The sequence below is a fragment of the bacterium genome, from assembly GCA_021372515.1.
GTDB lineage: Bacteria > Gemmatimonadota > Glassbacteria > GWA2-58-10 > GWA2-58-10 > JAJFUG01.
Map to the genome: position 1 here is coordinate 1 of JAJFUG010000156.1, position 14,348 is coordinate 14,348.

The following is a 14,348-nucleotide window of genomic DNA, read 5'->3' on the forward strand; positions in this document are numbered from 1 at the left end:
TCAACAACGGGAAGGGTTTCGCGCCCAAAGCGGACTGAGTTTGCGCCGGGCCGCTCAGGGCAGCGGGCTCAGACCCTCCCAGCGCACGTTCCAGCTCCCATCCGTGGGGAACCCGGCGGTCGTGCCGCTGTCCTGCGGCGCGCCGTCCCACCCGGCGCACATAAGCGCCACCGCGTTCAGCAGGCCGCCGTTGGCCGGAAGGTAGAGCGGCAGTCTGTCAGTCTGGTAGCAGTGCCCGTTGGGCAGATAGCGGTTCTTGGGCGTGTCCAGCATCAGGGCCTCCACGGCCAGGCTGCGCTCGCCCAGGCGCGCGGCGGTCATGGCCATGAGCGGGTAGTCCCAGCCCCAGGTGCCGGGCCAGTCCCAGACCTGGAGGACCTTCTTCAGGGTCCGCCGCATGGTTTCGCGGTCCACGGCCGGGGTTTCGGGCAGGAACCCGAGCGCACCCAGCATCAACGGGTGGTCGGTCATGAACTCGGGCCGCGAGAAAGTGTCCGTGGCGCTCTCGGCCGCGGTATAGAGGCTGTCCTGCACCGGCAGGGCGGAGAGCCGCTCCAGCACGGTGTCCCAGCCGGGGTCGCGCCCCAGGCCCAGGCGCTCGCGCCAGAGCTGGGCCGTGCCCAGGCCGAAACGCCAGTAGGCCAGCTCGAAAGTGGGGTTGAACGTGCTGCGGCAGTCGAAAACCTCCTGCCCCGGAGCGATCGGCGGGCCCAGCACGTAGCGCCCGCTGCTGTCGGCCCGGGCGAAGGAGGCCATGAATTCCGCCGTGGCGAAGACAATATCCCTGTAGCGGGCCAGGGTCAGGCTGTCGGGATGGGCCCGGTAGCAGAGCTCGGCGTAGTAGATCGGGTGCGGCTGCTGCCAGACCAGAAACGGCTCGATGAAGCAGGGCATCTGCACTCCCTGCGGGTCGACACACTTGGGCCAGCGCGCACCGTCATAGCCCTGGCCCGCGGCGGTGCGCCGGGCCTGGTCCAGGATTCGTCCATAGAACGGAAGGCTGCGCTCAAGAAGCTCGCTCCGCCCCCACAGCGCAAAATGCGCCGCGTGCCACCAGTGCATCTCCAGGTGGAATTTCCCGGCCCAACTGTTGTAGACCAGCCCGGTTTCCTGCGGCGGCAGCGACCCTGAGCACTGGATCGCGGTCAAGTACTGCGAGAGCACGATCCGGCGCTCCAGCTCCGCGGCCCGCGGGTCACGGCTTCCCGCCAGCTCCACCACTCCGCCCGTGGACCAGAAATTTTGCCAATTGGTTCTGGAGGCTTCCAGAGTCACGCTTACTCCCGGCAGCGGCTCCGGTCCGGGCAGCGTGTCCGGGGCGAAAGAGCAGACCAGCTCGAACGCGCTGTCCGGCCCCACGGGTGTCAGGAGATAGAGATGTGGTTCGGCGCAATCGAGCTTCCCCGCGCCGGACCAGGCGGCCTCCACAGCGTAGCTCTCCCGGTCCAGGCTGCGCACGAAACGGGCCTGAGTGTCCGATACTCGTGTCAGTTCTGTGCGGTGACTGCCCGGCATGTCCCAGCGTCCCCCCCAGCCGAACTCGGTTGTGTCGCCGTAGGGGAAATGGAGCTGTATTTTGAGCCGTCCCAGCGGGACAAGGCCGGAGCGCACCCGCACGGCCAGGATGTCTCTATCCGGGTGGCAGACTGTTTCGACCACGGACTCGACCCCCTCCAGGCTGAAACGGCTGGTCAGCACGCCGCTCCAGAGGTCGAGGCGCTGCTCGATGCGGTCAATATCCTCCGGCCCGGCCGGGCTGCCATCCGACTTCGTCAGGCTGAACCCCAGCATTCCCAGTTGCAGACGGTGCGGGTTGGTGCGCAGCCAGCGCACCTCCTGCTCCCGTCCCGGCACGTTCATGTCCAGGTAGCCCACAGAGCGGCCCCCGGATTCGTATTGAGTCAGAGGGAAAGTCTCCACCGAGTAGCCCTTGGGGTTGGGCCAGGTGTGCCAGCCCCAGTTGGACTGTGTGCCCAGGGGGACGCCGTGGCGGTAAGCTTCCGGGAAACTTTGCAGGCCGGTTATGTCCACCGTGAACGCGAAATTGCCATTACCCAGTTGCAGCGGGGCGAGCGAGTCGAGCCCGGAAAGAGTCGGGCTGTTACGCCCCACCAGGGCCCTGCGGTCGATACGGACGGGCTGCGCCGCCGATTCGATGTCTTTCGGGCCGCCGCAGCCGCAGAGCGCGGACAGCAGAGCCAGCGCGGCGATAATGGATATATGCCGCATTTCTCCCAGGCTCGACTTTGCCATCCGTAGTCTCCACTTAGTTCGATGGATCAAGCTCCTGTCTCCCATGGATGTTCAGTTAAGAACTTGGAACGAGAAGCATAAAGACCATATCTGCTTTGGTTTCGGCCAAAGCAGAAAAGCCAGCGGGGGCCGCAAACTCGTCCGGACCAAGATTCCTCTTCTGGCTGTGGTGTGCCCGAGGATTTTCTCCGCCACCGCGATGCAGCGGCGGCGCTGCCGCGAAACGCCGCCGGAGAGTGCGGCAATTCCAACCCTTACCGTTTCACTCTCGATTACACGCTGCCATGGTAGGAGGCTCAGACAGGTGCGGCCCCCAAAGGCTTAACTGCGGCGGCCTGACAGCCGCAAGCAGGTTTAACCTCCTGGAAATCCAGGCGGTGTCGTAGGGGCGAACCTTGTGTTCGCCCGTAAGACGGATTTGCATAAACCAGACTGGAAATTACTACCTTTCCGCCCATGTTCATTGCCGCCGATTATACTCATTTCCCCGGCGTCCGGCCAGTCCCTTGCGCCGGAGGTAAGCGGGGGCCGCCCCGGGAATTGCCCCGCGCGCCGTGAGAGTGTATTTTCCTCTCCATAACTCACCTCGCCCTCGCGCGCCCGAACCTTTCAGCCAAGGACCTCACGATGAGTGACATCAGCCGTAAGAGTTTCTTCCGCCGCTCCGGCGCAGGGCTGGCCGGCCTGGGGGCGCTGGGCCTGGGCCGGGCCGGGACAGTCGATGCGGCCGTCCCCGGAGATTTTACTCTCCCGGAGCCGGACTACGGCGGTGTCGACCCCTGCCGCGGCGGCTGGATCGCCCACACGGACTGGCATATCGATTCGTTTCCCCTGTTAGACAACCCGGTGGCGTTCCGCAAGGAAATCACCCTGGAGGGCCGCCCCACCACGGGCAAAGTGATTGTCACCGCGGCGGATGTTTACGTGCTCTACTGCAACGGCGCTTTTGCCAGCTCCGGCCCGGCGCGCTCCTGGCCACGCGAGAAATACTACGACGAGGTCGACCTGCTGCCGTTTCTGAAACCCGGCCGGAACAGCCTGGCCGTGCTGCTCTTTCCCTGCACCGGGGTGAATTTCCTCAACCCTTTCACCCGCATGGGCCTGCTCGTGCAGGGGGACATCGCCCTGGACGGCGGCGGGAAATTCCTGCTGGACACTGATGATACTTGGTTGTGCCGCATGGCGGACTGGGTCCGTTTCCACCACAGCCTTATCTCGCTGCCCACCGGGTTCCAGGAGCATTTCGACTCCGACCGGGAGGCGCCGGACTGGCGGACCGCGCCACCGTCCGAGGGCTGGACCGAGGCGCTCTACTTAGGCTCGGCCGGGCTTCCCCCCTGGACCGGCCTCAGGAGAAAGCCCATTCCCGACCTGCTGGAGAACGCGCTTGTCCCGGCCCTTGTCTGGAGCGGCCACGGCAGCCCGGAGAGGCGCGAGGACACCGCCTCCCTGGCCGCCTCTTTCAACGCCGAGAAATTGACCGGGAAGATAGAGAGCCGCCCGGCCACGGACTGGATCGAGGCCACGCCCGGCAGCGTGTTCACTTTCGATGTGGGCCGCACGCGCCTGGTTCGTCCTGGCCTGGAGGTGCGCCAGGGCAGCGGCCCCCTGCGTCTGGAGCTGTACTACGATATCAGGTTCGAGGGCCGTCCGAGCGGGTTCGACGGGTTCGGGGGGAGTTTCCTCGACACACTCAGCCTGTCCGGGGGCGGGTGTGTGTGGCAGGCGCACCGGGGACGGGGCCTGCGCTACGTGAGCGTGAAAGTGACCGGCGCGGGGAGCTGCGAGTTCCGGCCCCGGCTCCTCGCCCTGGACTACCCGTTCGCGGAGAGGGCCTCCCTGGAGGTGAAGGACAGTTTCATCCAGGCGCTCTGGGACACCTCGCTGAACAATATCCGCTCCTCCACGGATGACGCCTATGTCGACACCTGCTCGCGCGAGAACCTTCTCTGGACAATGGATGCCGCCGCCACGGCCAAGGCGGCGTTCTACAGTTTCGCCGAGCTAAGGATGTGGCGCAACTGCCTGAGCCTCATCGCCCTGGGGGTGGACAGCCAGGGCAACCCGGCGGCGGTGGTCCCCACGGATTGCCCCTCGCCCCTGATGGATCAGAGCATGCATTGGGTGGTCTCCTGCTGGGAGTACTACCTGGCCGGCGGCGACATCTCGCTTCTGCGGGAGGTGGAGGCGCCGCTCGCGCGGTTCCTGGGCCTCTGCGAGCACGGCCTGACCGCGGAGGACCTGTATGTTCCGCCCGGCTACTCCTGGCACTATGTGGACTGGGCCGTGCTGGACAAGCGCCCTTACTCCCTGCCGGTGAACGCGCTCCTGCTGCGCGCCGCCCAGTACGCCGGCCGGATCGCGCAGGCCCTGGGCTCGGAGCCGCTGGCGGCCCTGGCCGGACGGATCGGGGCGCGCCTGCGCCCGGCGCTCGGACGCTTTTTCAGCCCGGAGGAGCGGGCGTTCCTGTCGCGGATAGAGCCGCGACAGCCCCTGCGCCTCCCGCCCTCCAAGCCGAACAGCGTCAATCCCAAAGGTCCGATCCCCCGGGCCAACCTGCACGGCAACGTGCTCTGCATCGTAACCGGCTGCGGGACAGAGGCGCAGCGGGCCCAGGCCCTGGAGCACGCCTGCGCTCTGCTCGCTCTCCCCTCCGGCCCCGAGAACCGTCTTGGCCTGGGCTACTGCGATATCCTGCTCAGCCCGCTGCTGGCAGCCGGGCGCTACGCGCCGGTGCGGAACAAGCTGGACCAGCTCTACGGCGATTTTGTCCGCAGCGGGCAGCCCACCTGGGGCGAGCGGGCGCCGGTGGAGGCGGAGAACACGGCCCACGGCTGGGGCGCGGCGGTGAACTCGCTGATCGTGGAGGGGCTGATAGGTTTGAAACCGCAGGCTCCCGGCTGGACAAAGGCCTCCTGCGAGCCGGCCGCGGGTTTTGGGGCCGATTTCGCCTACCGGCTCGAAACGCCCGCCGGGCGGATCGAGGTGGAGCGGGTAAAAGGAAAGCTGGTTACGCGCGGGAAGGCTTTCGGGAGCTGAGCCGTGGGTCTTGAAAGCGAGGCTGGAAAAAAGACTGGATGAATTGCATACCCGAAAATGCTGCCGCTGTCAGTCGCAATATTCACCGTTGAGATCGACCGGAGCACGGTTGAACAGATAGAGGACAGACGGGCACTTGTCTATATCGATAATGTACATTCCGTCGTGGTCGAGCGGGTCGGGCAGGATCAGGGAATCCTCCTCCCACGAGCGGTTGTATTCGGCTATCTGCGCCGGAGAGACACAATCGAGGTAGAAACCGTAGTCGATCGAGTCCTTCGGGTTGCGGTATTCTTCGGGGTAGGAGACATAGTAACCCGGAAATGCCTCCTGTTCGAGCTTGATGGGCTCCTGTGCCTTGCCGTCCGGGAAAACCAGGATGTAGGAGGAATCGCCGTCCATGCAATAGACCGCCCAGTCCGTGTGTTCCGGATCGGTGAAACGCCCCTTGATCACGTTCTGCAGTTCCCCCTCCTGCTCGGAATAACTTTGCGGGACAGTAATGTGGCGTCGTTCCAGCTCCTGCCGGACTGGCTCGGGTAAATCCGGGAAGGCCGCGGGGGGCAACCGTCTGACATACAAGGTGTCCTTATTCTCCTCCCAGTCCCGCGGGTTGAAATTACACAGCCTCAGGTAGGGATCACAGAGCAGCCATTCGCCCGTCCCGTCATCGAAATAATATACGCAGGATCCGCTGCGAAACCGAAAATCCTGGATCCCGTCGTGGCTCAGTCTACGGAATGTTATGGTGCCAGGGTATTCCTTGAGAAACATATTGAAGTGCCAGCCGATCTCCTCTTGCTGGGCCAGGGAGATAAAGCGGGTGGCCCTGTCATCGCGGAATGTTTTCTCTGGCTCATCCTCCTCCGCTATCACAGAGATTCGGGTAGTATCACCACCCCAGAACACATGTATCTGGGTCCCCGCAGGATTGTAATAATCGGTCAGCAGGGCCCAGTCCGGTTTGTCGTCCGCATCGAGCCGGCCGCAGATGAAATTGTGGGTTCTGTATAATCCGGAAGGAAACAGCCCGGTCTGCGAGATTGCCAGGTCGTGCGAATAGAGGTACTCCGTGATGCCCTCCGGTAAGTGTCCGGGGAAAGTGCCGTGCAGCTTGGCAACCATGCTGTCATAAAGTTCGTTTTCCCCGGTGGGTTGAAAAGCGGAGGGAAGCGTCTGGGTTCTGGGCTTGTCGTTGTTCTCCTGGCTTGGTGGCGGCGCTGGAGATTTGCAGGCGGCGGAAAGCAAGAAAATAATAAGAATTATAGAAAGCAGGGCTTCCTTGAGGCCGGCAATGGAATAACGGGCCGTGAGGTCTGGATAGCGTCTGGTGAAAGCCATTCTATCTCCCTGGCCATTCTTTTGCGTTTGGTGTGAGGTGGCATCCGCTAATGATGCTGCTAACTGTAATAGCTGAAATAAATCGTGTCAAGTTAGATTTTGTTCCGGGATTCCAGCGGCTGGCAGAAAGCCGGGAATGGCCCGCCTACCCCTTTGAACAAGGGGGACTGAGGCAATAATGTCCGGATGGGTTTTTGCAGATCAGTTTAAGGGCGAACACAAGGTTCGCCCCTACGACACCGCCCGGCGTCCCAGGAGGCTAAACCGGCTTGCGGCTGTCAGGCCGCCGCAGTTAAGTCTTTGGGGGCCGCACCTGTCTGAGCCTCCCGCCCGGGCAGCGTGTAATCGAGTGTGAAACGGTAAGGGTTGGAATTGCCACACGGCTTGGCGGCGATTCGCGGCAGCGCCGCCGCTTCAACGCGGGAGCGGAGATAATCCTCGGGCACACCACAGTCAGAAACAGTGTCGCAGTACGGACGAGTTTGCGGCCCCCGCTGGCTTTGCGGCTTTGGCCAAAACCAAAGCAGAAATTAGTCTTTCGGTTTCTCACGGCAAGTTACTAAGCCGGAAAATGCTGGGGCTGAGGGGATTCAATCCAATAAACCGGGCCCGGTATGCCGCGCCCTGCGACTGCTGTTGCGGATTACTGCGCCGGCTTCTCGCCAGTCTCCCCCGCCTCGGGCCGGGCGGCCGGGAAATCGACCCGGAAACTGGTCCCCCGGCCCGGGGCCGACTCCACCCGGATCGACCCGCCCAGGTTGTCCACGATCAGCTTGGCGATGGTCATGCCCAGGCCGCTGCCCTCGCTGTCGGGCTTGATCCGCTCGAGCTGAGTGTACTTGTCGAATATTTTCGGGATGTCCTCCTGCCGCATGCCCCGTCCGTGGTCCCGCACGCACACCCGCGCCCGCCCGTTCTCCTCGCTCAGCTCCACCTCCACCGCGTTCCCCGGCGGCGAGAACCGGATCGCGTTGGACAGAATGTTGGTCAGCACCTGGATGATCCGGTCGCGGTCGGAGCACAGCCGGACCGGGTCCTCCGGGGTGAGGAAATTGCAGGAGAGGCTGCGCTCCTCGAACAGCGGCTTGAGCGAGAAGATCGTGCTGTAGAGGGTCTCTTTCAGGTCGAACAGCTCGCGGCTGAACTCCATCCGCCCGGCCTCGATACGCGAGATGTCCAGGATCTCGTTGATCAGGCGGGTCAGGCGCTTGCAGTTGTTGATTATGGTGAGCAGGAAATCGGTGCGACGGGTGTCGGAGCGGTCGAGGCCCTTGAGCAGCATCTCGGAGAAAAGCTGGATCGAGCCCAGGGGCGTGCGAAACTCGTGGCTGACCAGGGAGAGGAAATCGTTCTTGGCCGAGTCCAGGCTGCGCAGGTCGGAACAGACATGCTCCAGCTCGCGGTAGCGGTTGCGCAATTCGGTGGTGCTCTCGGCGATCCGGACCTCCAGCTCGCTGTTGAGCTGCTCGACCTCCTGGCGCGAGCGCAGCAGGCGCAGGCTCATCTCGTTGAATGATTCTGAAAGCACCCCCAGCTCATCCCGCCTGGCCGCGGGGATGGTCCGTCCGAACTCTCCGTGTGCGATCTGACGGGTGGCCTCGGCCAGAAGGTGCAGCGGGGCGACAGTGCGCCGCACCGAGACAATGGCCAGGCCGGAGGCCAGGATCAGAATGAGCAGGAATATCAGCCCGGCGTAGCGCAGGGAGCGTGCCAGCTCGGCGTTCAACCGCTCGGGCGAGACCTCGATCACGGCCCAGCCCAGGCGCTCGCGCGCTCCGTTTGCCTCGGCTCCGCCCGGGGCGAAGAACATCGACTCGTCCGCCTCCGGGCCGGAGGCCGCGCCCAGCGCGGTCACCGGGGCCACGGCCCGGTAGCGCAAGCTGGCCTGAACCGGCTGCCAGAGAGTGCTGTCCGGGGCGTCCGGTCCCGGCAGGTAGTTCAGGTGCGTGCCCAGCAGGGATGGATCGGTGGAGGCGAGCACCTGGCCCGCGGAGTCGGCCACCAGCACCAGGGCGACATCCTTTTCCAGCCGCACCCCGGCGATAAGCTGGTCCAGCCGCGCGCGATCCTTGGCCAGCAGGGCGAAATTGCAATTGAACGCCAGGTTGCCGGCGAAGGAGACAGTCTTCTCGTGCAGGCGGTCCATCTGCGAGCGGCGCTGGTTGTAGCCGAAAAGCGCCCCCAGCACCAGCGCCATTACACTGAGCAGTGCGATCACCGCCAGGGTGGCCTTGCTGCCCAGGCTCAGGGCGGGGAGTCTATTCAGGGTCACGGTTCTCATCTGTTGTCAGTCCCGGCTCCGAGGATGACCGACCGGCTCAGCACCCGCCGCGGGATATGCAGCCCGAGACTTTCGGCCACCGGCTGGTTCACGTAGAGCAGGACACTCCTTACGGTCTGTACTCCGGCTGAGGTCTGGGATTTCGACTCCGGGAAAAGAAACTGAAGCGTCATCTCGGCGGTCTGGGCCCCCACCGCGGCATAGTCGCTGCCCAGGGACAGGGGTGCGCCGGCCAGGGCCAGCTGGCGCGAAAAGGCGAACACCGGCACGCGGTGCAGGTAGCAGAATTCAAGCAGGTTAAGGCTGACATCCTGGCTGTAGGTGAGTGGATCGGGCGGCAGCCAGAGCAGGTCGATCCCCTCCAGCATGCCTTTCAGCGCGCCCAGCACCTCCTCCTTGCCGCCGAGGCGGGCCTCCACCAGGCGCAGCCCCAGCTCGTCGCTCAGGCGGCGCAGGGAGTCCGGGGCCGCTCCGGAGCCCGAGGTGGCCAGGAAGCCCACCCGCCGCACCAGGGGCAGGCTTTCGCGGATGGCCTCGAGCTGCTCGCGGAAGCCGAGCGAAAGGCTGAGGCCGAACACCGGGGGGCGGGCGCCTGCGGGGGCCTCGCGGAAGGGGTCGCCCAGCACCATGGTAAAGGCCAGCGGGGTGTCCTGGAGCCGGCGCAACGCGGCGCGGGCGGCCGGGGTGCCCACGCTCAGCACCAGGGCGGGGTTGGCTGCCCGCACCGAGTTCCAGAAAGAATCCTGGGCCGCATCCTCCGTCCGGCCCGCAGGCAGGGTCCGCTCATCCAGCGCCACCGGTTGGCCGCTTTCCCGCAGGGCCGCGCGGAAAGCGCCGACAGCCAGACGGTACTCCGGGTTGGCGGAGCTGAGCACCAGCACCACCCCGGAGCGCCCGGGCTGCGCCGCGCAGAGAGGCCGCCAGCCGCCGGTGAGCAGAAGCAGCAGCAAAAGGATATGACAGGTTTTCCCGCTCATGGCCGCGTGATTTTGCGCCCGGTCGGCCCGGGGCGCGGTGCCGTTTTGGTCTTCAGACTCAGAACTCCCATTGGACCCCGCAATCGAACTGCCTCTCTATGTACTCGCCCAGCGGGTACTGCTCCCTGGACGGTCCGGCCAGGTTGTCCCCGGCCACGAACAGTGTCAGACCGCCGCGGGGCAGCTCATAGCCGATCCGGCCCGACAGGCGCACGAACTGGCCCGTGCGGCTCACCGCAGTCAGGCCGAGGCCGGCCGGCACCTCCCAGACCGAGGGGCCCACGTAGCCGGCCGCGCCGAACAGGCTGAGGCCCGCTGGCAGGGTGGCGTAGAGCTGAAGGCTGCCCTTGTGGCGCGGCGTGTGCTGGCTGCGCCTGGCGCTGAAACGGTTGTGGAGGCGCTGGTAGCTGTAGCTGGCCACGATTTTTACCGGGCGCACCGGCAGGTAGTCGATTGTCAGCTCGCCGCCGCAGCCGCGGGCCGTGCCGAAATTGCGGTACGAGTCGGCCAGGGAGGCGTCCACCACTTGCAGCACGTCGCTGAACGCGATGTTGCCACTCAGGGTGAGGGCGAACAGATCCAGTTTCACCTTGAGCCGCTCGCGGCGCGACCAGACATAGCCCGCCTCCAGCGAGTTGATCCGCTCGGAGTCCAGCTCGCGGTTGCCCAGCAGGCGGATGCCCTCGGCCGTGCTGTAGTCCAGGTACGAGTTGATGAAGCTGGGGCTGCGGAAAGCCCGGTTGTATGTCAGCCGGAAAATGTGGCTGGGCGCCGGAGAGTACAGCACATTGAGCCGCGGGCTTGCGCTCAGGCCGGTCAGTGGGTGATGGTCGAGGCGCGCACCGGCCAGAAAACTGATCTCGGGCAGCGGGCGGTACTCGTCCTGGATATAGGCTGCCAGAAGGCCCTGCCGCCGCGAGCGGTCGAGGATGTTCGAGCGGATGGTGTTGAGACGGGCCTCCAGCCCGTAGATCACGTGGTCGCGCATGGTGGGGTGAAACCCGTTCTGCAGCTCCAGGTCGAGCGTGTTGTAGCGCACGCTCTCGCTGCCCTCGCCCGGCGAGTAGGTGCTTTGGTGCATCTCACCGTGGTTCAGGTAGAGCTGGCAGGCCAGGTCGTTGCGGTCCAGGTTCAGTTTCAGGTGGCTGTTGTTGTCGCGCTGCCTTTGCATCTGCTCCAGGAAAATCCGGTCGGCGTAGCCGCCGGCCAGGCCGGCATCCAGCGACAGGCTGGTCCGGTCGGTGAGCTGCCTTTCCAGCAACAAGCTGCCCAGCGCGTTGCGCGAGGCGTGGCGCCGCGGCTGGCTGAAACTGTCCAGCCCCCGGTAGCCCGCGGCGATACGGTAGCCGGTCTGTCCGCGCTGCCCCCCAGCCAGGAGCGAACTGCCGGCCCGGCCGTGGCTGCCCAGGCGCTGTTCCAGGCGGACGCCGTTAAGCTGGGACGGGGTGCGGGTGATGATGTTGATCACGCCGCTGAACGCGTTGGCCCCGTAGAGCGCACTGCCCGGGCTGCGCATCACCTCGATCCGCTCGATCTGCTCCGGCAGCAACGGCAGGCTGAACCAGTTGATCCCGCCGAAATAGTCCTGATACACCGAGCGGCCGTCGATCAACACCAGCATCTTGTCGGCCGGGACCATGTTCAGACCGCGGGCGCAGACCTCATACTGCGAGGCGCCCAGGCGCATCACGTCCAGGCCGGGGACCCACTGCAGCAGCTCGGGGATCGATCCGGCGCCGCTGGCGCGAATCTCCTGGGCCGAAATCACGGTCATGGAGGCGGGCGACTGGTCGAGGCTCTGGTCGGCGCCGGAGGCGGTCACTGCGCTGCGGAGGGGCTGGAAAAGGGATTCCTCGGTCAGGTCCTGGCCCTGGGCCGGGAGCGCCGCCGGCAGCAGGATGACGAACAGGAGAAGCCGGACAAACTGATAAAGCATTGCTTCGCACCGTGGCGCGCGGCCGTGTCGGGCCGGCTCGCCGCTAACGGAGCGGTCCGGAGGAATACTGGCGGGAGACGAGAAGCACATAGGGGGGCTGTCGGGCCTTTTCCCGCGCTGTGCACCTGTCCCTCGAGCGGTTCAGGCCTGTGGCGGGAGGCAAAGAGTTCGTTGACGGTGTCTGAAACCCCAAGAAACTCTATCCGTTGCGTAAAACTCCGGCTGCGACCATACGGTCCAGGCTGTGGTAAAACTCCGTGCTCTCGAATGGCTTGAGCAGGTATTCGTTAGCGCCGCAGTAGAGCACCCTCTCCCGGACAAAAGCCCCGGCGTGCCCGGTCATGGCCAGGATACCCACCCCGGACCAGATCTCGTTCTGGCGGATGTGCTGGCAGACCTCGAGCCCGTCGATACGGGGCAGGCGCAGGTCGAGAACCAGCAGGTCGGGGCGGAAAACGCCCATGCTGAGCAGCACCTCGTAGCCGTCGCTCGCCGCCTCGATCTCGGCGCGGGGGTAGCGGTCCTCGATCAGCAGCCGCACGCCGCGGGCGAAATCGGTGTCATCCTCGCCGATCAGGACTTTCAGAGGCGGCTTCGGGGAGAAGAACTCCTCGATCACCGGCACGCCGCTTCTTTCCAGGAACTCCCGGAAATTTTCGCGGCTGATCTTGTACCGTCCGCCCGGATAGCGGTAGCACTTGATCTTGCCGTCCTTGATCCAGCGGTTGACATGCACCACCGAAACCCGGCAATAGCGGGCCACCTCGGTGGTGGAGAGCGTGTCCTCCAGATGCTGCGGGTCTTTGGAGTTTTTGGTCATGCCACACCCCTGTTTTTGTACCGCCGTTTGCGAAATTAGTTGCGTTCAACCGACAATTCAGGAGGCGCCGCCGGCGCCGGCGGCACGCCGGCGGCGCTGTCTTTCTCCAGGAAAGAGGCTATTTAAGCAGGATCATCTTCCTGGTCTGGCTGAATGAGCCGGCACTCAGACGGTAGAAATATACACCGCTGGGCAGCTCACGGCCAAGATCATCCCGGCCGTCGAAGAAAGCGAAGTGCTTGCCGGGCTCCGCCATCCCGTCCACCAACTGCCGGACCTTCCGTCCGCGGACATCGAACACGCTCAGTTCCACGTTCTGGTTCGCACCCTCGGGCGCCTCGTAGGCGATGGTGGTGGAGGGGTTGAACGGGTTGGGCGCGTTCTGGGCCAGCGAGAAAGCCTTGGGCAGCGCGGCTCCGGGGGCCAGGCCGTTCAGCATCATCTCGACCTCCTGACGGTCCGCGTCGGAGAGGTCCATCGTGGCCAGGGCCTGCTCGAGCTCCGCCTTGTTCAGGGTGGCCAGGGCCTGGAACTCCTCCAGCCCTTTCTGATTTTCCACGGCGGCCAGGGAGATCGGACTGCCGAGGTTGCAGGTGCCGTCACGCATGTCCAGCAGGAACCGGATCACGTCCAGCATGGTCACCGCGCCGTTGTTGTCCCGATCCATGCCGAAGGAGTACTGGCCGGTCTGGATGCCTTTCATCAGCCTGACTGCGTCGAGGAAGGTCACCGCGCCGTCATGGTCGAGGTCGCAGGTGGAGTAGACAATCTGGAACCCGAGGTCGAACTTCGGTATCTCGAGCGAGGTGTTCACATTGCCGGTGTTGCGGCTGTCGTGGCGGAAGCGCGGCCAACTGGTATGGCCCTCGAAACCGTGGGTCGGGCTGTTTGAGGTGGTGCCGCCGCCGGGGTTGACCAGGTCGTCCGCGAGCATCATCGAGCGGCCGAAGACCGCGGTGACAAAAGTGCCGGTGTAGCCCTCGGCGTAACTGCCGTGCTCATCCCCCGAACCGCCGCTCATCGTGAAACTTATATCGTCTCCCGTGTTTTTCAGCTCGAAGGCCTGCAGTAACGAGATGCCCGCGAGCGGATAGTAGCCCTCCGGTATGAAACCGCTGGCATATTGTCTCGCCGCGCCGCAGGTCCCGTCCAGGATTTGTCCTTCCATGCTGATCGTGGGCGAGCTCCAGACCGGCATCTGGAGCAGATAGCTCCATTTCAGAGTGCCGTCCGGCTGGAAGGCGTAGAAATTCCAGTCGTTGGAGGGCACGTACACCGTACCGTCCCGGTCGATGGCCGGCGAGGCGACCACCTCGCCGCCGGTGGCGTAGCTCCATTTCAGGCTGCCGTCCGGGTTGAGCGCGTACACCGAGAAGTCGTTGGAGCCGAAGATGATTTCGTTCTGGTAGCCGATCACGGCCGAGGAGTAGATACGGTCGCCGGTGCTGAAACTCCAGAGCAGCTCCCCGTCCCGGCCGAGGGCGTAGAGCTTGCCGTCCAGCGAGCCGATGTACACGGAGCCATCCTGGGCCAGGGCGGGCGAGGCGTAGATCGCCGCGCCGGTCTGGAAACGCCACTTGAGCGCACCGCTACGGGTCAGGGCGTACAGGTAGCCGTCCTTCGAGCCGACATACACCGAGCCGTCCACATCCACCGCGGGGGATGAGACCACGGCGCCGCCGGTCTCGTAGCTCCACTTGA

Annotated in this window: 8 protein-coding genes; 1 reads left to right on the top strand and 7 read right to left on the bottom strand. The window is 64.8% G+C overall.

Translation table 11 applies throughout. The annotated features are described in order from the left end of the window. Nucleotides 1–54 precede the first annotated feature (54 nt). Nucleotides 55–2,253: a hypothetical protein gene (locus LLH00_14635; protein ID MCE5272513.1), complete on the bottom strand. Its 2,199-nt coding sequence runs from the start codon at nucleotides 2,251–2,253 to the stop codon at nucleotides 55–57. Nucleotides 2,254–2,880: 627 nt separating this feature from the next. Here LLH00_14635 and LLH00_14640 point away from each other — a divergent pair. Beyond that, nucleotides 2,881–5,292, top strand: coding sequence for a hypothetical protein (locus LLH00_14640; protein ID MCE5272514.1), 2,412 nt, complete (start codon nucleotides 2,881–2,883; stop codon nucleotides 5,290–5,292). A 69-nt stretch (nucleotides 5,293–5,361) separates the two neighbouring features. Here LLH00_14640 and LLH00_14645 read toward each other — a convergent pair whose 3' ends face one another. From LLH00_14645 to LLH00_14670, 6 genes are all read right to left on the bottom strand, one after another. Next, nucleotides 5,362–6,633: a hypothetical protein gene (locus LLH00_14645; GenBank protein ID MCE5272515.1), complete on the bottom strand. Its 1,272-nt coding sequence runs from the start codon at nucleotides 6,631–6,633 to the stop codon at nucleotides 5,362–5,364. A 643-nt stretch (nucleotides 6,634–7,276) separates the two neighbouring features. After that, a complete protein-coding gene (locus LLH00_14650; GenBank protein ID MCE5272516.1) occupies nucleotides 7,277–8,914 on the bottom strand; it encodes a HAMP domain-containing histidine kinase in 1,638 nt (545 codons plus the stop codon). Next, the gene (locus LLH00_14655) at nucleotides 8,911–9,891 is read right to left on the bottom strand and encodes a hypothetical protein (protein MCE5272517.1); all 981 of its coding nucleotides are present in this window, start codon (nucleotides 9,889–9,891) and stop codon (nucleotides 8,911–8,913) included. Before LLH00_14655 ends, LLH00_14650 begins: the two co-directional genes overlap by 4 nt. A 58-nt stretch (nucleotides 9,892–9,949) precedes the next feature. Continuing rightward, a complete protein-coding gene (locus tag LLH00_14660; protein ID MCE5272518.1) occupies nucleotides 9,950–11,827 on the bottom strand; it encodes a TonB-dependent receptor in 1,878 nt (625 codons plus the stop codon). Nucleotides 11,828–12,026: 199 nt separating this feature from the next. Then, nucleotides 12,027–12,647: a response regulator gene (locus LLH00_14665; GenBank protein MCE5272519.1), complete on the bottom strand. Its 621-nt coding sequence runs from the start codon at nucleotides 12,645–12,647 to the stop codon at nucleotides 12,027–12,029. A 118-nt stretch (nucleotides 12,648–12,765) separates the two neighbouring features. Further along, a partial coding sequence (locus LLH00_14670) for a PQQ-binding-like beta-propeller repeat protein (GenBank protein MCE5272520.1) occupies nucleotides 12,766–14,348 on the bottom strand: 1,583 nt, incomplete at its 5' end.

What these genes read in the sequence shown, in the direction of transcription:
- LLH00_14635 (MCE5272513.1), bottom strand. Translation starts at nt 2,253, where the DNA reads ATGGCAAAGTCGAGCCTGGGAGAAATGCGGCATATATCCATTATCGCC.
- LLH00_14640 (MCE5272514.1), top strand. Translation starts at nt 2,881, where the DNA reads ATGAGTGACATCAGCCGTAAGAGTTTCTTCCGCCGCTCCGGCGCAGGG.
- LLH00_14645 (MCE5272515.1), bottom strand. Translation starts at nt 6,633, where the DNA reads ATGGCTTTCACCAGACGCTATCCAGACCTCACGGCCCGTTATTCCATT.
- LLH00_14650 (MCE5272516.1), bottom strand. Translation starts at nt 8,914, where the DNA reads ATGAGAACCGTGACCCTGAATAGACTCCCCGCCCTGAGCCTGGGCAGC.
- LLH00_14655 (MCE5272517.1), bottom strand. Translation starts at nt 9,891, where the DNA reads ATGAGCGGGAAAACCTGTCATATCCTTTTGCTGCTGCTTCTGCTCACC.
- LLH00_14660 (MCE5272518.1), bottom strand. Translation starts at nt 11,827, where the DNA reads ATGCTTTATCAGTTTGTCCGGCTTCTCCTGTTCGTCATCCTGCTGCCG.
- LLH00_14665 (MCE5272519.1), bottom strand. Translation starts at nt 12,647, where the DNA reads ATGACCAAAAACTCCAAAGACCCGCAGCATCTGGAGGACACGCTCTCC.